Below are 20,858 nucleotides of genomic sequence, written 5' to 3' on the forward strand. Positions count from 1 at the left end.
ATAATGCACTCTAAAACATCCATGGAATTGATCGCAATACATATCTGCCCAACTGTAGGACAATTCCGACAAAGTGTTATTTTTATATCACTTTTTTAAAGAACTTAGTCCAAATAATATATTCTTTTACACTTTCAACGCACAAGCTCAGGCTACGTTACTTTACCCAAGAGCTAAAAAAAGACACCGAAGTGTCTTTTTATTAACTTAATTATGCACGTGATTTGGGCTTCGCTTTAGGCTTTGGCCCACCAAACGGTTTTTTGGCATCACCCGTTTCACGTGGTGGTAAACCAGTGTGCTGGGTCAGAATTTGACCACGCTCAGGACGTTTCTTGGTATTTGAAGGACGTGACTGAGCTTGTGCAGCCTTGCTACGATTCCCTTGCTCACCGGTACGTTTTTGCGAATCACCGGCAACCGTCGAATTCTTCTTACGCGCCGATTGATACTGACCGTCTGCACTGCCTACAGGCTGATAAGTCGGAATTAAATGCTGTTTCGAATTACCAATCAAATCCTGACGACCCATTTCTTTCAGGGCTTCACGCAGTAAAGGCCAGTTGTTTGAATCATGATAACGCAAGAAAGCTTTGTGCAAACGACGACGCTTCTCACCTTTCACAATGTCAACATTTTCAGTATAACGCGCCACTTTCGCCAGCGGGTTTTTACCCGTGTAATACATAGTAGTTGCAGTCGCCATCGGTGATGGATAGAAGGTCTGTACCTGATCGGCACGGAAACCATTCTTCTTCAACCAAATCGCCAGATTCATCATGTCGTAATCGGTGGTGCCCGGATGCGCCGCGATGAAGTAAGGAATCAAGTATTGTTCCTTACCGGCTTCTTTACTGTAACGATCAAACATTTGCTTGAAGCGGTCATAGGTACCAATACCCGGCTTCATCATTTTATTGAGTGGACCTTTCTCGGTATGTTCAGGCGCAATTTTTAAGTAACCACCGACATGATGGGTGACAAGTTCTTTGACATATTCAGGGTTTAAAACCGCAAGGTCATAACGTAGGCCTGAACCAATCAGAATTTTTTTAATGCCTGGTAAAGAACGTGCTTTACGATATAACTGCGTCAATGGCGCATGGTCGGTATGCAGGTTTTGGCACACGCCCGGGAATACACATGACGGTTTACGACAGTTCTTTTCAATCTCAGGATCTTTACATGCCAGACGGTACATATTGGCTGTTGGGCCACCCAGGTCCGAGATAATGCCAGTAAAGCCTGGAGCCGTATCACGGATTTTTTCCACTTCACGCAGAATCGATTCTTCAGAACGGTTCTGAATAATACGACCTTCATGTTCCGTAATCGAACAGAAAGTACAGCCACCGAAACAGCCACGCATGATGTTCACAGAGAATTTGATCATGTCAAACGCAGGGAAACGGGCATTGCCATAAGCAGGATGCGGCAGACGTGCATAAGGCAGGTCAAACACATAGTCCATCTCTTCCGTAGTCAACGGAATTGGCGGTGCATTCAACCAGACATCACGTTCACCATGCTTTTGCACCATGGCACGCGCATTCCCCGGATTGGTTTCCAGATGCAGAATACGGTTGGCATGTGCATAGAGCACTGGATCTGCAGCAACTTCTTCAAAAGCAGGCAAACGGATTACGGCCAATTCGCGCGGCGGTAACTTATGTTTAATCGCTTTAGAAGCCGGTTGCAGTTGCACAATTTGCGTATCAGGATCTAAGTCATCCCCTGCTCGCACAATCGGGTTAGCGACATGTTCTTTTTGAAAACCTTGGTACTGGCTAGAATCCTTGCCTTGTTCAATCTCACAACCCTCGATATCTTCAGTCATGACATACGGGTTAATAATTGGATCAACACGGCCAATGGCATCGACATCATTCGATGCAATTTCCACAAACTTGGCTTTAGAGGCACGGTTGTGTTTATTCACAATAAACGCTGTACCGCGAACATCAGTAATCTCGTGAATTTTCTCGCCACGCGCCAAGCGATGCATGATTTCAGTGATTGAGCGTTCGCCATTACCGTACATTAAAAGATCGGCTTTTGAATCCATCAAGACTGAACGACGGACTTTGTCTGACCAGTAATCATAATGCGCAATACGACGTAACGATGCTTCAATACCGCCCAATAATACCGGTACATCTGGATAAGCTTCACGGACACGCTGGCAATACACGGTTGCCGCACGGTCTGGGCGTTTGTTTGGCTGATTGTCTGGTGAATAGGCATCATCAGAACGGATTTTACGGTCAGCCGTATAACGGTTGATCATAGAATCCATATTCCCTGCTGTTACACCCCAAGCAATATTCGGTTTACCCAAAACGCGGAACGCATCCACGCTGGTCCAGTCTGGCTGTGCAATAATGCCGACACGGAAGCCTTGTGCTTCTAGCGTACGACCAATAATGCCTGAACAGAAAGACGGATGATCGATATAAGCATCACCACAAACTAAAATAAAATCACAGCTGTCCCAGCCGAGTTGATCCATTTCCTCGCGTGACATCGGCAAAAATGGCGCAGGGTCAAAACAAGACGCCCAATATTTGTCGTAATCAAACAACGCTTTTGGCGCAGTCTGCATGGTATAAGCAGTAGACATGGCTAGCAATTCTCGGCTGGCAGATGATAGGAGATCTAAAAATAAGATCAAAGATGAAAGCCGATTATTTTACCACGAATTAGGTCTAGCTTGCTTGATTATAATTTATACAAAATCAGAGACTAACTGAATCACGCTCTCTTTGTCATTTGAATCTAAAGTTTAAATATATCAAAAAAGAAATTGATCTGATTTATTAGGTTGAAAGACTGGACAGAGTCTCTAATTAGAACGGAGTTTTAAACTGAATGCCAAACCCACTAGTAATAACGTGGTAATAAACACAGTTAATCCTATCCAGCCATAATTTTCCCATACCAATCCGCTTGAGCTCCCCAACACACTTGAACCCAGATAATAGCAAAATAAATACAGCGACGAACCGACTGCCCGATACTGTAACGACTGGATCGACACCCAGCTACTGGCGGTAGAATGGGCAGCGAAGAAAGAAAAAGTAAAAATCAGCAATCCGATAAAAACAATAATCAACTGATTGATCAGCATCAGCGACAAGCCTACAAGCATCATCAGGATCATGGCTGCCAATATTCTAAATTTTCCGTAATGCCGCCCCCAATGTGCTGCTCGAGGGGAACTATAAATGCCGGCCAAATAAGTAATCGAAATCACACCAATCCAGACATGAGATAGGTCAAATGGCGCTTGGATCAAGCGATAACTCAGATAATTAAATACCGAGACAAAGCAGCCCATCAAGATAAAACCTTGCAGGAATAAAACCCGAAGTTTTGGATCAGCTAGATTCTGTCTAAATGAGTTTTTAAAACGATTCAGCTTGATTGGATAGGCTTTAAAATGTTGCGAAGCGGGTAAGAGGTAATAAAATAAGCCTGCAATACAGAGATTTAAAATACCAATCAACAAAGTAGCAGATTGCCAAGAGATAAAATCAACTAAAACTCCGGCAATTAAACGCCCTCCCATACCACCTATCGCTGTGCCAGAAATATATAAGCCCATGGCAAAACCGATATCTTTTTCTGCAATTTCTTCCCCGATATAAGTCATCGCGACTGCTGCGACACCACTGACTGTCAATCCAATCATTACTCGTGTGGTCAGAAACACGGACCAGATCGGCAATATTGCACTTAATAGTAATAATACTGAGACTGAAAATAGAGACCAGACCATAATCGGCTTACGACCAAATCGGTCTGAGATTAGCCCAGTAAAAATCAGGCCAACTGCCAAAGCAATAGTAGAAAAAGATAAAGGAAAACTGCTTTGAGTCGGGCTGACCTGGAAATAATCAGCCAGAATCGGCATCATGGGCTGTACGCAATACAGTGATGAAAAAATGGCAAAGCCAGCAAGAAATAAGGAAAAAAGCACTGCTTTAAAAGCAGAAGAGCCATATTCAATATGGCTTGAAGATGAATTTGAGGACATATCCGCTCCATAGACCGGTTCAGTATACGCCTCTCAATATTATTTTTATGTGATGTTTCAGTCGAAATAGCACATAAATAACAGTGATTTGACTAAAACCCACGCATAAAAAAAATCCCCCTCTGCCTTGGCGGAGGGGGATTTCGAATAATGAGCTGGCGATGACTTACTCTCACATGGGTAACCCCACACTACCATCAGCGCTAAGAGGTTTCACTTCTGAGTTCGGGAAGGGATCAGGTGGTTCACTCTTGCTATGGTCGCCAGCACAACTGTTTATGGACTTGTTCGGGTCTTATTTAACTGCTGTTGCAGTGTTTGCCGTACTTCGTACCAAATGAGTTATTAACAGAGATACTTGAGTTAAATTAGGTTGTTCATTTTATCTAGCTTTTCAACTAAATCAAGTTTGATCGTTTGATTTCGAATCAATCGATCCTCACTTCTTTCGAAGTTCGTACAACAACTGTTTGGGTGTTGTATAGTCAAGCCTCACGAGCAATTAGTATTGGTCAGCTTCACATATCACTATGCTTCCACATCCAACCTATCAACGTCGTAGTCTTCAACGGCTCTTTAGGAGACATAAAGTCTCGGGGAAATCTTATCTTGAGGTAGGCTTCCCGCTTAGATGCTTTCAGCGGTTATCCCTTCCGAACATAGCTACCCGGCGATGCCACTGGCGTGACAACCGGTACACCAGAGGTTCGTCCACTCTGGTCCTCTCGTACTAGGAGCAGATCCTCTCAAATTTCCAACGCCCACGGTAGATAGGGACCGAACTGTCTCACGACGTTCTAAACCCAGCTCGCGTACCTCTTTAAATGGCGAACAGCCATACCCTTGGGACCTGCTTCAGCCCCAGGATGAGATGAGCCGACATCGAGGTGCCAAACACCGCCGTCGATATGAACTCTTGGGCGGTATCAGCCTGTTATCCCCAGAGTACCTTTTATCCGTTGAGCGATGGCCCTTCCATACAGAACCACCGGATCACTAAGACCTACTTTCGTACCTGCTCGACTTGTGGGTCTCGCAGTTAAGCGCGCTTTTGCCTTTATACTCTACGCGTGATTTCCGACCACGCTGAGCGCACCTTCGTACTCCTCCGTTACTCTTTAGGAGGAGACCGCCCCAGTCAAACTACCCACCAGACATGGTCCTCGTCCCGGATAACGGGACAGAGTTAGAACCTCAATATTACCAGGGTGGTATTTCAAGGACGGCTCCATCGCAACTAGCGTCGCGACTTCAAAGCCTCCCACCTATCCTACACAAGTAAGATCAAAGTTCAATGTCAAGCTGCAGTAAAGGTTCACGGGGTCTTTCCGTCTAGCCGCGGGTACACCGCATCTTCACGGCGAATTCGATTTCACTGAGTCTCTGCTGGAGACAGCGCCCCCATCATTATGCCATTCGTGCAGGTCGGAACTTACCCGACAAGGAATTTCGCTACCTTAGGACCGTTATAGTTACGGCCGCCGTTTACTGGGGCTTCGATCAAGAGCTTCGCTTACGCTAACCCCATCAATTAACCTTCCAGCACCGGGCAGGCATCACACCCTATACGTCCACTTTCGTGTTTGCAGAGTGCTATGTTTTTAATAAACAGTTGCAGGGGCCTGGTTTCTGAGGCTGTCGCCCGCTCAAGGAGCAAGTCCTATCACAGACAACAGCGTACCTTCTCCCGAAGTTACGGTACCATTTTGCCTAGTTCCTTCAGCAGAGTTCTCTCAAGCGCTTTGGTCTACTCGACCTGACCACCTGTGTCGGTTTCGGGTACGATTCCTGTGTAACTGAAGCTTAGAGACTTTTCCTGGAAGCATGGTATCAGCCACTTCACTGTACAAGTACAGCTTGCTATCAGTTCTCAGCATAGAGTACCCCGGATTTGCCTAAGATACATGCCTACAACCTTCCACCTGGACAACCAACGCCAGGCTGACTTAACCTTCTCCGTCCTCTCATCGCATTACACAGAAGTATTGGAATATTAACCAATTTCCCATCGACTACGCCTCTCGGCCTCGCCTTAGGGGTCGACTCACCCAGCCCCGATTAACGTTGGACTGGAACCCTTGGTCTTTCAGCGTGCGAGTTTTTCACTCGCATTGTCGTTACTCACGTCAGCATTCGCACTTCTGATACCTCCAGCAGACTTCTCAATCCACCTTCATCGGCTTACAGAACGCTCCCCTACCACGCATAATAAATTATGCATCCGCAGCTTCGGCATATAGTTTTAGCCCCGTTACATCTTCCGCGCAGGCCGACTCGACTAGTGAGCTATTACGCTTTCTTTAAAGGGTGGCTGCTTCTAAGCCAACCTCCTAGCTGTCTATGCCTTCCCACATCGTTTCCCACTTAACTATAATTTTGGGGCCTTAGCTGGCGGTCTGGATTGTTTTCCTCTTGACTACGGACGTTAGCACCCGCAGTCTGTCTCCCGGATAGTACTCATTGGTATTCGGAGTTTGCATCGGTTTGGTAAGTCGGGATGACCCCCTAGCCGAAACAGTGCTCTACCCCCAATGGTATTCGTCCGAGGCGCTACCTAAATAGCTTTCGGGGAGAACCAGCTATCACCAAGTTTGATTAGCCTTTCACCCCTATCCACAAGTCATCCCCTGGCTTTTCAACGACAGTGGGTTCGGTCCTCCAGTTAGTGTTACCCAACCTTCAACCTGCTCATGGATAGATCACCTGGTTTCGGGTCTATACCCAGCAACTAAACGCCCTATTAAGACTCGGTTTCCCTACGGCTCCCCTATGCGGTTAACCTTGCTACTGAATATAAGTCGCTGACCCATTATACAAAAGGTACGCAGTCACCGGACTAAGCCGGCTCCCACTGCTTGTATGCATGCGGTTTCAGGATCTATTTCACTCCCCTCACAGGGGTTCTTTTCGCCTTTCCCTCACGGTACTGGTTCACTATCGGTCAGTCAGGAGTATTTAGCCTTGGAGGATGGTCCCCCCATATTCAGACAAGGTTTCACGTGCCTCGCCCTACTCGACATCATCATATAAGCCCTTTCGTGTACAGGACTATCACCGTCTACGGTCGCACTTCCCAGAGCGTTCCACTAGAACTTATATGACTTAATGGGCTCTTCCCCTTTCGCTCGCCGCTACTGAGGGAATCTCAATTGATTTCTTTTCCTAAGGGTACTGAGATGTTTCACTTCCCCTCGTTCGCCTTGCAACACTATGTATTCATGTTGCAATACCTACCTTATGGTAAGTGGGTTTCCCCATTCAGACATCTCCGGATCACAGGATATTTGCCGCCTCCCCGGAGCTTTTCGCAGGCTATCACGTCTTTCATCGCCTCTGACTGCCAAGGCATCCACCACATGCACTTAATTACTTGACTATACAACCCCAAACAGTCGTTTATCCTTACAAGTGGGATAAGCAACAGATTGTGATGATCTCTCATCACGCTCATACAGTTGGCGTTTCGTAGATTTAACTACTGTACAGCTTCAATTAGATTCATATACCAAAACGCTTGATTCAGTTAATTTCGCTAGAACTCATTTCTTGTAGTTGCCTACTTGAAACGAGTTTGAACAAATTATTTCAACTCAAATATATTCTGTTAATGATTTTTCCAGCCTTCGTCAGGTCAGGAAACTGTGATAAATCACAGAGATTATCAAGTGCGCGTATCATAACGCTTGTACTTGTTAATCTCTAGGATCTCATCACTTGATCGCTTAGGAACTAAACAACTTCATCACTGTATGCTTACATACTGCGCGAAGCGTAGCTTCTTGCTTAAATTTCAAGTAAAAGCAGTGCTTTTATGATCTTGAAATTTGGTGGAGACTAGGAGAGTCGAACTCCTGACCTCCTGCGTGCAAAGCAGGCGCTCTACCAACTAAGCTAAGTCCCCAGCTTATCAATAAGTCAATGTTTCTGATTTTCCGTACTTCGTCAGTAGTGGTGGGTCTGACAAGACTTGAACTTGTGACCCCACGCTTATCAAGCGTGTGCTCTAACCAACTGAGCTACAGACCCTCAGATACATCGTATGAAGAACAACTTGTTGTGGATTCTTACCAATCGTCAATCTTTCGTTAAGGAGGTGATCCAGCCGCAGGTTCCCCTACGGCTACCTTGTTACGACTTCACCCCAGTCATCTGCCACACCGTGGTAAGCGTCCCCCTAAGGTTAGACTACCTACTTCTGGTGCAACAAACTCCCATGGTGTGACGGGCGGTGTGTACAAGGCCCGGGAACGTATTCACCGCGGCATTCTGATCCGCGATTACTAGCGATTCCGACTTCATGGAGTCGAGTTGCAGACTCCAATCCGGACTACGATCGGCTTTTTGAGATTAGCATCCTCTCGCGAGGTAGCAACCCTTTGTACCGACCATTGTAGCACGTGTGTAGCCCTGGTCGTAAGGGCCATGATGACTTGACGTCGTCCCCGCCTTCCTCCAGTTTGTCACTGGCAGTATCCTTAAAGTTCCCGGCTTAACCCGCTGGCAAATAAGGAAAAGGGTTGCGCTCGTTGCGGGACTTAACCCAACATCTCACGACACGAGCTGACGACAGCCATGCAGCACCTGTATGTAAGTTCCCGAAGGCACCAATCCATCTCTGGAAAGTTCTTACTATGTCAAGACCAGGTAAGGTTCTTCGCGTTGCATCGAATTAAACCACATGCTCCACCGCTTGTGCGGGCCCCCGTCAATTCATTTGAGTTTTAGTCTTGCGACCGTACTCCCCAGGCGGTCTACTTATCGCGTTAGCTGCGCCACTAAAGCCTCAAAGGCCCCAACGGCTAGTAGACATCGTTTACGGCATGGACTACCAGGGTATCTAATCCTGTTTGCTCCCCATGCTTTCGCACCTCAGTGTCAGTATTAGGCCAGATGGCTGCCTTCGCCATCGGTATTCCTCCAGATCTCTACGCATTTCACCGCTACACCTGGAATTCTACCATCCTCTCCCATACTCTAGCCAACCAGTATCGAATGCAATTCCCAAGTTAAGCTCGGGGATTTCACATTTGACTTAATTGGCCACCTACGCGCGCTTTACGCCCAGTAAATCCGATTAACGCTTGCACCCTCTGTATTACCGCGGCTGCTGGCACAGAGTTAGCCGGTGCTTATTCTGCGAGTAACGTCCACTATCCAAGAGTATTAATCTCGGTAGCCTCCTCCTCGCTTAAAGTGCTTTACAACCAAAAGGCCTTCTTCACACACGCGGCATGGCTGGATCAGGGTTCCCCCCATTGTCCAATATTCCCCACTGCTGCCTCCCGTAGGAGTCTGGGCCGTGTCTCAGTCCCAGTGTGGCGGATCATCCTCTCAGACCCGCTACAGATCGTCGCCTTGGTAGGCCTTTACCCCACCAACTAGCTAATCCGACTTAGGCTCATCTATTAGCGCAAGGCCCGAAGGTCCCCTGCTTTCTCCCGTAGGACGTATGCGGTATTAGCATCCCTTTCGAGATGTTGTCCCCCACTAATAGGCAGATTCCTAAGCATTACTCACCCGTCCGCCGCTAAGTAAAGTAGCAAGCTACTCTTCCCCGCTCGACTTGCATGTGTTAAGCCTGCCGCCAGCGTTCAATCTGAGCCATGATCAAACTCTTCAGTTTAATACTATGTAGTGCCTTAAAGGGCACCAATCTTGGCTCATCAATTTTCTGACAAATATTTCTCAAATAAACTTCGAGTAATTTCTACCATCAATCAATGAAAATAATTTCGATCAATCAACCAGTAAAAATCCACACAAGTTGTTCTTCATAATCTCTTAATGATCTTCTTGCTGATTCGTCACCAGCAAGCTAGGTCGGCTATATTACTCTCTATCTCTAGAAAGTCAACCAGTAATGAAAACTATTTTTAAACTTTCTTTCTAAAACCCAACTCAATCAAACTTAACTAAGTCACTGTTTTATCAGAAGTTTTAATCTTCATCACCGCCGATGGATGTGCATTCTACAGTATTTCAGAACGCTTGCAACACTTCTTGCAAAGATTTTTTATCGTGTGTTTATTTTTCAAACCAATAAAAACATAAGATACTGTTATATATAGTTAATTTATTTTTATTATTTTTGAATTTTATTGAGCACATCCAACAAAATCCATCCATAAACACAATAAGATATTGTTTTATTTTAATTTAAATTATAAAAATCTTTATTACATGACTTATATCGTTCAATTCACATCTCATTCTTGTTTGATTCTTCATCAATCTGGCGTTTATATATACAAAACTTGTTTTATCCGGTCTTCTTCCAAGATACATAGGCCCAATTTAAATATGGAAAATTTATTGCAACGCTAAAAATTAAAAAGCCATCGCTATTGAGCAATGGCTTTTGGAGTACTGAGCAACAATTAGAATTTCATACTGACACGTGCCCAATAATTTCGGCCAATATTATTGAATTGCTCCTCTGCGGCAAAACCAAAGCCAGCACTACCAGCTTTATTTAGATGCTCGGTATAGGTTTTATCAAGCACGTTATCAATACCGACTGATACATCCACGCCATCCATGATATGGTAGCTACCGTTTAAAGACAAAGTACCAAAGCCTGCGCTCTGCTTATTGTCATAACCAACGATATTACCTTCTCGTTCACTAATACGACTTTGGCCATCTACTACACGCCACAATAATCCAAAATTATATTTGTCTTGAACATAGCGCAAGTTAACACGGGCTTCTAAAGGTGAAATTTGTGGCAACGGCGTATTGTCTGTGGTGTTTTCGCCCCAAGCATACATGGCACTGATATCTGCCTGAATTGCATCAGTAAACTGATAACCAATTCCAACTTCTGCACCGGCAATGGTTACATCGATATTTCTTGAATCCGCACTATTCATTTTTGCTGGCTGCATTTCTCCCATATCATTACCCATAGGATGACCATGCCCAGAGTTTGCAGACTTAGGATAAGTCATCAGAATAAAATCCTGAATCACACCAGCATAAGCTGATACCCAAGAATTAAACGCGCCATGATGATGTTGATAACCCAGATCGAGTTGTAAGGTCTTTTCTGTTTCCAGTTGCTTAAATGTATTTGCAGTTATTCCATGATAATCGGTCTTAAATAATTCCCAATAATCAGGCACACGCTCCACATACCCCAGTCCGATATAGGTTTTACCTTCATCATGTTCTGGATGGGTATTTTCAAAACGAATGAAGCCGCTTGGCAAGGTTTCCTGACGGTTCTGTCCAGTTTTTAAGGCATCAATCTCCACTTGATCGACCCGCACACCAGCAACCAATTTGTTGTTATCACTTAGTTCATGACTTAGCTCAGCAAAAGCTCCATATGACTGGAATTTCATATCTGGAGTGAGCGGCATATTCATGCTTGTGGATGTCATTCCTCCAGCATGCGTATTGCGCTGAGAATCCATCCCGGCAATCAATTGGTTTTGATCCCATTCACTCGTTATCGCCATACGGGTATTTAAAGTACGGCGCGTAACCTGCATTTCAGAGGGTGCTGGCTGCATGTTATGAGTATGCTCATCATGCTTCATCGGCACTGGACGCAGGCTAAAATTATCCATGATGTGGTCGTTATAGTTATAGTTGATCTGTGCCTCAACTTTCTGAATTACATCAGTCAGATTTTTCTTTTCAACACGTAAACCCAGACTTTCACGGGCAAACTGTGATCCATCCATATCACGACCAGCATAAACCGCTTCACCATCCGCCTTACCACCCGTCAGCTCTACCCAGGTATCCTCATCCGGTGTCCAACCTAATGCGACATCCGCATTCCAGCGCTCCCAATCTGAAGGCACAGTGGTTCCATCACCATCTTGATAACTATTCGATACCGAACGATTGGTATTGAGTCGGACATATTTCTGATCATCGCCTGCTGCAACTTCGACATTATGATCAAGACGTCCGAAAGAGCCCATTAAGACACTGGCCTGACCGCGATAGTTTTGATCTTGATCAAACTGTTCCGGTGTACGTTCGAAAATCACCGTTGCCGCAGAGCCAGTATTGGCATATTGAACCGTCTGCGGGCCTTTAATCACCGAAATACGGTCATAGCTTTCCGGAGAAATATAAGAGGTCGGCGAATCCATACGACTTGGACAGGCGCCCAGGTTTTCGGTGCCATCAGTCAGGATTTTTATCCTTGAACCAAACATGCCACGGAAAGTGACATCACCATTGGTGCCGGCACCGCTATTGACCGAACTAAAGCCGACAATACTTTGCAAATAATCCGCACCATCACTGGCAGGAATCGGTTGAATCGGCTGTTTTGGATCAGCGCGGACAATCAGCCCATTGGCATCATTACCTGATGCTGACGTCACCACAATCGGGGCAAATGTCTGAACCGGCATGGCGTCATTGGCCATCACTATCGAAGAATAACAAGCAACACAAATCGCAGCCGCAAGTGGCTGTAAAGAAAATTTAGGCTGAGCCATTTCTCTATCTCACTAAATACATAAATTAGGCACGGCTTGAGTCAATACCAACCCAAGCTGAAAAATGCAGATTTATGCAGGCAGTGGTGGCGCTCGCCCCTGAGGAATTAAGAAGAGTTGCTGAAGGACAAACCAGACATGCTTAAAAGTTTTTTGATAGGCAATTAAACGGACATGAATCCGGTCAAGAACCTGTTTGATGTCTAGATCTGGTGGTAAGACTAAATTGGCATGAACCTTACAGTACTGACACTGATGATTGGCATCATGATGATCATGTTGAAGATGATCAGATTGGATAAGGTGACTATGCTCGCCAGCGCTATGCTGCGCATGAGCATCTGTCGCGATAAAAAGCGCACGCGTGATGGTTTCACAGACCGGAGCAACCTGATATTGCTTCGGTAACAAAGGCTGTAAAAATACAGCAATCTGTAGAAACACAGCTGCAAATGCAAATAGCAGCCCCGCGCGTAAAAACACAGGCTATTCCTAAAACATGCTTATGTTGATTATAACAAAGCCCAATCAGAATTGGGCTTTGCTAGACCATTTAAATAAACTTTAAAATGATCCTAGCGTTTCACTGCCACTTTGTCTTTATTACGCTGGCGGACCAGTTTTTCCACTTTTTCACGTGCACGTTGACGTTTTAATGGCGATAAATAATCGACAAATAATTTTCCATTTAAGTGATCCATTTCATGTTGGATACACACAGCGAGAAGTCCGTCAGCATCGAGCTCAAATGCTTGACCTTCCAGATTAATTGCCTCGATTTTTACGCGTGACGGACGATCAACTTTATCGTATATTTGAGGAACTGATAGACAGCCTTCTTCGTAGGGCTGCGTTTCTTCAGTCAATGGTGTGATTTTGGGGTTAATAAACACCATCGGTTGATCTTTATTTTCAGACAGATCCATAACAATCAGCTGAATATGACGATCCACCTGAGTCGCGGCAAGTCCGATACCTGGTGCTTCATACATGGTTTCAAACATATCCGCAGCGAGCTGACGAATTTCATCAGTCACTTCTTCGACAGGTTGTGCAATGGTACGAAGACGGGGATCCGGGAAACTTAAAATAGGTAATAAGGCCATACTGCGTCCTCAATTATGCCATTGATCAAAAAACCAAATGAAGGGAATGCTTCATCAAAAAAATGTGTGTAAGATCGTTATTATAACGCAACTACGCACATAATTTTAGGAATTATGATAATGAAAAAGGTTTTGAAGGGCATGCCATTTTTTAGTGCCTTGGGGTTTAAAAATCAGATGCTGGCACTTGCCGTCTGTGTTGGCGTCAGTATGGGGACCATTCATTCTGCCGAGGCAGCACCTGCACGCAACGTCAATCCACCGGCATTAAAAGCCAATGCACCGAACGTTTATGTGGTGAAAAAAGGCGATACGCTTTGGGATATCTCGAAACGCTTCCTGAAAAATCCGGTACGTTGGCCGGAAATCTGGGCCAGTAATAAGCACGTGAAAAATCCACACTGGATTTTCCCGGGTGACCGCCTGCTGATGTGTGATTACCAAGGCCGTCCGATTATTGGTAAAGACGAAGGTGATGGTTGTGAAGGTATTATCAGCCGCTATCTTGGCAGTACTTCTCTGCAACCCCAGATTCGCGTTGAATCTTTAAATAATACGATTCCAGTGATTCCGCTTGAGCATATCAAGCAGTGGCTAGAACGCTATACCCTTCTGGCGCCTGATTCAGTTCAAGGTACGCCATATATCCTCGGAACTGCAGATCAGCGCGTACTGGCAGGCAAAGGCCAGAAAGTTTATGCACGTGGTCACGGTCTGGAAGTTGGCCAACGCTATGCGGTGTATCGTGAAGCTGAACCGTATGTATTTACGGATGCAAACGGCAAGAAATATACAGCTGCACTCGAACTGCAACAAGTGGCATCTGGTATTGCGGTACGTGGCGAAGGTGATGTGACCACACTTGAACTGACAGATAGTTACAATGCTGAAGTCCGTCGTGGTGATCGCGTCTTGCCTGAATATGATCCAATGTTACCAACCCTGTTCTATCCAACCAATGCAGAAAATATTGCTGCCGGTGGCCAGATTGTTCGCGTATTGGGATCAATTGGTACTGCAGCACGTCATAGTGTGGTCACCATTGATCGTGGTACGGCACATGGAGTTCAGACGGGTCATGTCTTTAGTGTGAATCAAAAAGGTGAAGTGGTCACTGATCCTAAAACTAAAGAACGTGTGCAATTGCCAGGTGAGCGTATTGGCCAGATCATGGTATTTAAAACCTTCGATCAATTAAGCTATGCTTATGTGCTGGAAAGTGAATTACCAATCAAGGTTGGTGCAGGAATTCAAGCACCTCTTTTAGATGAATAAATATTTGTCTAAATAAAAAAACTTAATAATAAGAAGACAACCCTATAGGTCTCAATATGCTGAACCCGTTATCACGCGCGCAACTGGAAACAATTACGTTATGGTATCTGGTTCAGCATTCTCTTTCGAGTTTTTATAAAATCAGTCAACACTATGCCGAACTGGCCAATGCCATTCAGCAGGATCAGGTACCCGTCTGGCAGGCACTCGGTATTCATGTCAATCATGTGCAGCGCTTAAAAGAGTTACACCTCCCAGAAGCGCAACAGAAATTTCAGCGTTGTCTGCAACAGATCCAGCAGGATAGCGATTTTATTTTATTGCATAGCGATCCGCATTACCCGCAGCAGTTGCATCCTTATGTAGATAAACCACCGATCATTTTTGGTCAAGGTCGACCTGATACCCTGCTTCAGGCACAGATTGCAATTGTGGGCAGTCGCAAACCCAGTCCACACGGCCGGCAAGTAGCTTATGACTTTGCTTTTTATTTGAGTGAACAGGGTTTCTATATCAATAGCGGTCTGGCATACGGTATTGATGAAGCAGCGCATCGGGCTGCGTTACAGCATCAAGGCACGATTGCGGTGATGGCGACCGGACTGGATCAAACCTATCCAGCACAACATCAATCACTACGCCAGCAAATCATTGAGTACGGTGGTGCAGTAATCAGTGAGTTTCTACCAGATACGCTGCCTTTGCAGCACCATTTCCCACGGCGCAACCGAATCGTCAGTGGTTTAAGTCTAGGTGTGATTGTGGCAGAAGCTGCATTAAAAAGTGGTTCTCTGATTACGGCTAAACTGGCAGCTGAGCAAGGTAAAACTGTGTTTGCCATTCCGGGACATATTTACAGCGAGCATTATCAGGGTTGTCACCAACTGATTCGTGAGGGTGCGATTCTGATTGATCATCCACAGCAGGTCATCGAAGAACTGGCACTGGCGACGCAATGGCAGGCTTTAGAAAATACCACCAAAACGAAAGTTACTGAAGCAACATCACAGCAAATTCCACCGCATCTGCTCAGTCTGTATAACCAGCTGGACTGGGTGGGACAGACTCTGGATCAGCTGGGAATGCAGGTGCAGCAAGAGGTATCTTCCCTGACCAGTCAACTGATGGAACTGGAGTTACTCGGGTTTTGCACCCAGCAAGCCGGCCTGTATCTACGTTGTCGGATTCTCAAATAAGGTTCACAATAGCGCTTTGTTGTTTAATATAAGGTATCCACATGATCACTACCTCTGTTGCCGAAGCAGCAGCATGGCTTAAAGACGGACAAGTCTTGGCATATCCCACAGAGGCTGTTTGGGGCTTGGGTTGCGACCCCTATAATGAACAGGCATTTCATCAGATTTTAGAATTGAAGCAACGCCCGATTGAGAAAGGTGTGATTCTGCTGGCAGCTCATCTTTCACAGGTGGAACATCTGTTGCAGGATCTGACTGAGGAAATGCGTGAACAGGTGATTGAATCCTGGAGTAATGATCGGCCAGCAGAACGAGCCACCACCTGGCTGCTTCCTGCCCATCAGGAGATTCCTGGCTGGATTAAGGGCAAGCATCCCAAAGTTGCAGTCCGTGTCACCAACCATCCGCTCTGTGTAGCATTGTGTCAGGCCTTTGGCGGTTTTATTGTTTCGACCAGCGCCAATCCTGCCGGAATGGAACCTGCGCGCTCACTGCAGGATGCGATCCGCTATTTTGACCAGAATCTGAATTATCTGAATGGTGACTTAGGCTTAAGCCAGCAACCAAGCCGGATCATTGATGCAGTGACTGGCGTAGTTATTCGTGACTGAGTCCTGTCTGATTTGGTCGGGACACTCAAGCCCGACTAAGGTTTTAAGACAAAAAAAAGCTCAGCCATATAGGGATGGCTGAGCATAAAAAAGGATGTGCATAAATCACATCCAGAGGGTTCAGAAAATCTCTGGGAGTCTGATAAAACAAGGATTTTCTTGCTTGATCATTCTCGATGGGCGCATTATGAAAGAAACTGAGTACAACGACAAGTACAATAAAACAATCAAATAATACATATTTCCTATTAATAGCAAACAATTTTTGACCAATATTCAAAATATCTTGCTCTTTCTATTCTCTTTTTAAAATAAAACGATATTTTTCTATTTGTTTTAACATTTGAAAATTAGCATTTAAAAGGGGATTTCAATTAAAAAAAATTGTTCAAAAGATCAATATTTAATCAGAAAAAATTATTAACCAGCTATTTTAATTCCTGATTAAGCGGATCTTCCGGGATATTGAGCCCAGAGGATTCCGAGTAAAATAATGCCACCGCCGATACTGTGATACATGGTCCAGGCTTCACCTAACCACAAATATGCGACTACTGCAGTAAAAACCGGCATCAGGTTCATAAAAATACTGCTGCGATTGGGACCAAGTTGCTGCACAGCCATCATCCAGAACAAGGGCGCGGCAATGGATGGGAAAATTCCGGCATAGATAATGCTGGCTGCATTAGCATGATTGATGCTGTCCAGACCTAAAATCAATACCAAAGGAATATGATAGAGAAAGGCCATAAAAATCTGGATATACAGGCTCACTAAGAGTGGAATCTGAATCTGCCATTTCTTCAGAAACACGCCATAACAAGCATAGAAAAATACTGCGATCAACATCAACAGATCGCCAATGTAACTTTCACCGACAGTTAAAAACTGCAAGCCCTGCCCTTGTGCCATGACATACATCAAGCCAATAAAGGACAAGAGACTTCCCAGCACTGCAGCTTGTGTCGGGCGAATCTTTAAAACAAAAATACCCACGATAATGGTGAAAATAGGAATAAAGGCATTGATGAGGCCCATATTGGTCGCAGTGGTATAACGTGCCGAGCTATAAGCCAGTCCCTGATACAGCACCATTCCCAGCGCACTCAAAATAGCAAAATGTCCGAGATGCAGACGAATCTGCGGCCATGCCGCTTTGACTTTGGGCAACATGAATGGAGTTAAAATCAGCAAGGCCAAGGCCCAGCGATAAAAACTGATACTGATGGGAGAAATGTAATCTGCCACATAGCGGGTGACGGTCATATTCAAAGACCAAATCAAAACTGCGGCCAGTGGTAAGGCCATGGCCCACCAGACTGCCTTTTGTTGCTGTGTCATACTTTCATCCATGATTCGCTGATCTTGTTATTAAGCTATGCCTATTCGCGCATCCTAGCATAATAGATTTTTCACATAATATTGAGGCAATTTGCAGCTTTAAGTAACTAAGCTCACCTGTTTCTACTTGTACTGAAAGCGAATACCCGTTAAAACAAATACCGTTCAGTCGCAATAAACAGGAAATCTAATGACTCGCTCTGTATATGACATTCCAGTCAAAACCATTGACGGAACAGAAACCACTTTAAACCATTACCAGGGTAAGGTTTTACTGGTGGTTAACGTCGCATCTAAATGTGGCCTGACGCCGCAATATGAAGGCTTACAAAAACTGTATCAGGACAAAAAAGCGGAAGGTCTGGAAATTCTGGGCTTCCCTGCCAATAACTTTTTGGAACAGGAACCGGGTAGCGAAGCCGAGATTCAGGAATTCTGTTCAGTAAATTATAAAGTCGACTTCCCGCTATTTGCTAAAATCTCTGTCGCGGGCGAAGACAAGCATCCTTTATATACCACCCTTACGCAAGCGATCCCGGAACGCATCGGTGAAGGCCCTTGGTGGAAAGATCTGGTCGATTATGGCCTAACCCCAAACCAGCCACCAGAAGTACTCTGGAACTTTGAAAAATTCCTGATCAATAAAAATGGTGAAGTAGTGGCGCGTTTTGCACCAGACATCACTGCGGATGATCCACGGATTGTCGATACAGTGAATGCAGAACTTGCAAAATAATTCTCGATTATTCTCATAAGCATCAAGCTTGAAATAAGTATCTATTTTCTTGGTAGATACTTATTTTTTTTCAAAACTGCTATTTAGCTAAATTGAGATTCACCGGTCATATCTTTAAAGTAATTGCAGGCTAAAAAAGCCAATTCGGTGAGAACAAAGTACTTCTTTACCAGCTTTTAATAAACTTTTTCCTGTTTTTAAATAATGAAATATTCGGAACCCAGAAGAATTGTTATGAGTTTGCAACAATCTTTTTTATCTCCATAGTTTGTCCTTATATTAGATACTATTAAAATTCCATCACCTGTATCGAGACCCTGATTCCATGTCCAAGATTCTTGCCAATGCTGTCCTTCCTTTCGCATTATTTAGCTCTGGAATTTTACTGATGGGCTGTGATCAGGCTGTCGAAGCACCGGCTGAACAGGCAGATACCACGACCTCAGATCTGGAACCAGCCTCTCAGCAACAGAGCTCAACAGCGCAAACCGAGCTTAAATCGGGCAATATGTTTTATATGGTTCGTGATGTAGCCGACTTGCAGCTCAAGGCCGGCAGTTATGTAGAACAGTTAAAACAAACCCAGACTGAACTGCAAACGGCGGTCGAAGCCAAAGATACCCAGCAATTGCAGTCCACCGCGACCCAGCTTCAACAGCAACTCAGCAGTTTTAATCAGGTGCTGGGCAACCTGAACTTGAAAAGCCAAGAAATTGACCAGATTCGTGACAACATCATGACTGCCAATCAGCAGGTTCTGGCTTCTCCTCTTTTAAACGGCCAGGTAGATTTCAGCCAAGTGAACTTGAAAAAGATTGAATCGCAGATGGTTAATGTGCAATCCGAAATGGTCAAACTGGCCGGCTTGCTGATCCAGAATCCAGATCAGGAATCAGAGAGCAATACTGATCAGGACAATACTTAAAATACCTAAAAATCTCATTTTGAGGCGATTGATCGAAACACGTCTTCCTCAATCGCCTTGCAGGCTATACACTGTTATGAATTATAAAAATTATATTTAGATCAGGAATTTTCATCTAATCAGATCATCAGGAGTTCAATCATGTCGAATTCAGTGCTGTATTCTGTAGTTCCAGTCACATCCCGGCTTGATCTGAAAGATCCTTTTATTTTTACCGTTCATCATCAAGATCATTATCCGCAAGGCAATGCAGAATTAGGACCTGTTTCCCCTCCGCAACAGCATGAATATGACATGTATTATGGCGAGAGCATTCCTGGCTTTCCGGAGCATCCGCATACTGGCTTTGAAACCATTACCATTGTCGAGCGCGGTTATGTCGATCATTTTGACTCGCTAGGAAACTCGGGACGTTATGGCGCGGGTGATGTGCAATGGCTGACTACTGGTAATGGGGTGCAGCATTGCGAGATGTTTCCCTTAGTCCATCAGGATCAGGACAATCCTCTGGAGCTGTTTCAAATCTGGCTGAACTCCTCACCAGAACAGAAAAAACAGCCAGCCGATTATAAAATGTTGTGGCGTGAACAAATTCCACATGTATTTTCAGCCGATGCGGCTGGACGTAAAGCGGATATCCGGGTCATTTCAGGACAGTTTAAACAGACTCAGGCACTGGATCGTCCGCCACATTCATGGGCAGCCATTCCAGAGAGTCAACTCAATATTTATTTAATCACTTTAAAACCGGAAGCAGAATTAATCATTCCTGCCAGCACTGCCACTGCAACGCGTTTTTGTTATTTTTATCAAGGTAGAAGCTTGGAGCTTGAAGGACAGAAGATAGCGCCGAAGCATCTACTTGGACTCAAACCGGATGCAGATATTCAGCTCAAAGGTGGGCTGCTGGAATCGCATATTTTATGGCTGGAAGGTGAACCGATCGGTGCACCGGTTGCCATGCATGGACCTTTTGTTCTGAATAGTGCTCAAGAGCTGGAGATTGCTTTCCGTCGTTATCGTGAAACCCAGTTTGGTGGCTGGCCTTGGCCAAGTGCTGAACCGTCATTTCCACCAGAACATCCACGTTTTGCCAGTTATGAAGGCGGCAAACATGAAGAATATCCAGACAAACTAGACAAAGAAGCCACTCAATAGTGGCTTCTC

General features: G+C 45.0%; 12 protein-coding genes, 2 tRNA genes and 3 rRNA genes. 6 read left to right on the plus strand and 11 right to left on the minus strand.

What is annotated here, in order from left to right; genetic code table 11:
- Positions 1–211 precede the first annotated feature (211 nt).
- The 10 genes from HGD77_RS14495 to def form a co-directional block, all read right to left on the minus strand.
- Entirely contained in the window at positions 212–2,620 is a 2,409-nt protein-coding gene (locus HGD77_RS14495; RefSeq protein WP_004644879.1) for a YgiQ family radical SAM protein, read from the minus strand.
- A 222-nt stretch (positions 2,621–2,842) separates the two neighbouring features.
- Positions 2,843–4,036, minus strand: a complete 1,194-nt coding sequence (locus HGD77_RS14500) for an MFS transporter (protein WP_086044347.1) — start codon at positions 4,034–4,036, stop codon at positions 2,843–2,845.
- Positions 4,037–4,189: 153 nt separating this feature from the next.
- Positions 4,190–4,304: ribosomal RNA gene (rrf, locus tag HGD77_RS14505) — 5S ribosomal RNA — on the minus strand.
- Between the two features lie 213 nt (positions 4,305–4,517).
- A 23S ribosomal RNA gene (locus HGD77_RS14510) occupies positions 4,518–7,412 on the minus strand.
- A gap of 449 nt (positions 7,413–7,861) precedes the next feature.
- A tRNA-Ala gene (locus tag HGD77_RS14515) sits at positions 7,862–7,937 on the minus strand.
- 48 nt (positions 7,938–7,985) lie between these two features.
- Positions 7,986–8,062: transfer RNA gene (locus tag HGD77_RS14520), tRNA-Ile, on the minus strand.
- 60 nt (positions 8,063–8,122) lie between these two features.
- Positions 8,123–9,659 (minus strand): 16S ribosomal RNA (locus HGD77_RS14525).
- The 16S, 23S and 5S rRNA genes sit together here with 2 tRNA genes alongside, the layout of an rRNA operon.
- A 754-nt stretch (positions 9,660–10,413) precedes the next feature.
- Positions 10,414–12,501: a TonB-dependent copper receptor gene (locus tag HGD77_RS14530; protein WP_005105149.1), complete on the minus strand. Its 2,088-nt coding sequence runs from the start codon at positions 12,499–12,501 to the stop codon at positions 10,414–10,416.
- Between the two features lie 72 nt (positions 12,502–12,573).
- The gene (locus tag HGD77_RS14535) at positions 12,574–12,984 is read right to left on the minus strand and encodes a DUF2946 family protein (protein ID WP_004644876.1); all 411 of its coding nucleotides are present in this window, start codon (positions 12,982–12,984) and stop codon (positions 12,574–12,576) included.
- A gap of 92 nt (positions 12,985–13,076) precedes the next feature.
- Positions 13,077–13,607, minus strand: a complete 531-nt coding sequence (gene def, locus HGD77_RS14540; protein ID WP_004644875.1) for a peptide deformylase — start codon at positions 13,605–13,607, stop codon at positions 13,077–13,079.
- A 120-nt stretch (positions 13,608–13,727) separates the two neighbouring features.
- Here def and HGD77_RS14545 point away from each other — a divergent pair, with 120 nt between their 5' ends.
- From HGD77_RS14545 to HGD77_RS14555, 3 genes are read left to right on the plus strand one after another with little or no spacing between them, the layout of a single operon-like run.
- Positions 13,728–14,882, plus strand: a complete 1,155-nt coding sequence (locus HGD77_RS14545) for a LysM peptidoglycan-binding domain-containing protein (protein ID WP_005105146.1) — start codon at positions 13,728–13,730, stop codon at positions 14,880–14,882.
- 56 nt (positions 14,883–14,938) lie between these two features.
- Positions 14,939–16,078, plus strand: a complete 1,140-nt coding sequence (gene dprA, locus HGD77_RS14550) for a DNA-processing protein DprA (RefSeq protein ID WP_005105145.1) — start codon at positions 14,939–14,941, stop codon at positions 16,076–16,078.
- A 41-nt stretch (positions 16,079–16,119) separates the two neighbouring features.
- Positions 16,120–16,689: an L-threonylcarbamoyladenylate synthase gene (locus HGD77_RS14555; protein WP_005105144.1), complete on the plus strand. Its 570-nt coding sequence runs from the start codon at positions 16,120–16,122 to the stop codon at positions 16,687–16,689.
- Positions 16,690–17,133: 444 nt separating this feature from the next.
- Here HGD77_RS14555 and HGD77_RS14560 read toward each other — a convergent pair whose 3' ends face one another.
- On the minus strand, positions 17,134–18,030 hold the full coding sequence (locus tag HGD77_RS14560; protein WP_168730920.1) for a DMT family transporter: 897 nt from the start codon (positions 18,028–18,030) through the stop codon (positions 17,134–17,136).
- A 190-nt stretch (positions 18,031–18,220) separates the two neighbouring features.
- Here HGD77_RS14560 and HGD77_RS14565 point away from each other — a divergent pair, with 190 nt between their 5' ends.
- From HGD77_RS14565 to HGD77_RS14575, 3 genes are all read left to right on the plus strand, one after another.
- Positions 18,221–18,766: a glutathione peroxidase gene (locus HGD77_RS14565; protein WP_005105142.1), complete on the plus strand. Its 546-nt coding sequence runs from the start codon at positions 18,221–18,223 to the stop codon at positions 18,764–18,766.
- Positions 18,767–19,091: 325 nt separating this feature from the next.
- Positions 19,092–19,691 carry a hypothetical protein gene (locus tag HGD77_RS14570; RefSeq protein WP_004644869.1) on the plus strand — a complete coding sequence of 200 codons (600 nt, stop codon included), beginning with the start codon at positions 19,092–19,094 and terminating at the stop codon, positions 19,689–19,691.
- Between the two features lie 141 nt (positions 19,692–19,832).
- The gene (locus HGD77_RS14575) at positions 19,833–20,849 is read left to right on the plus strand and encodes a pirin family protein (RefSeq protein WP_168730921.1); all 1,017 of its coding nucleotides are present in this window, start codon (positions 19,833–19,835) and stop codon (positions 20,847–20,849) included.
- Positions 20,850–20,858 lie beyond the last annotated feature (9 nt).

It is taken from the genome of Acinetobacter sp. NEB149, assembly GCF_012516415.1.
Classification (GTDB): Bacteria; Pseudomonadota; Gammaproteobacteria; order Pseudomonadales; family Moraxellaceae; genus Acinetobacter; species Acinetobacter lwoffii_V.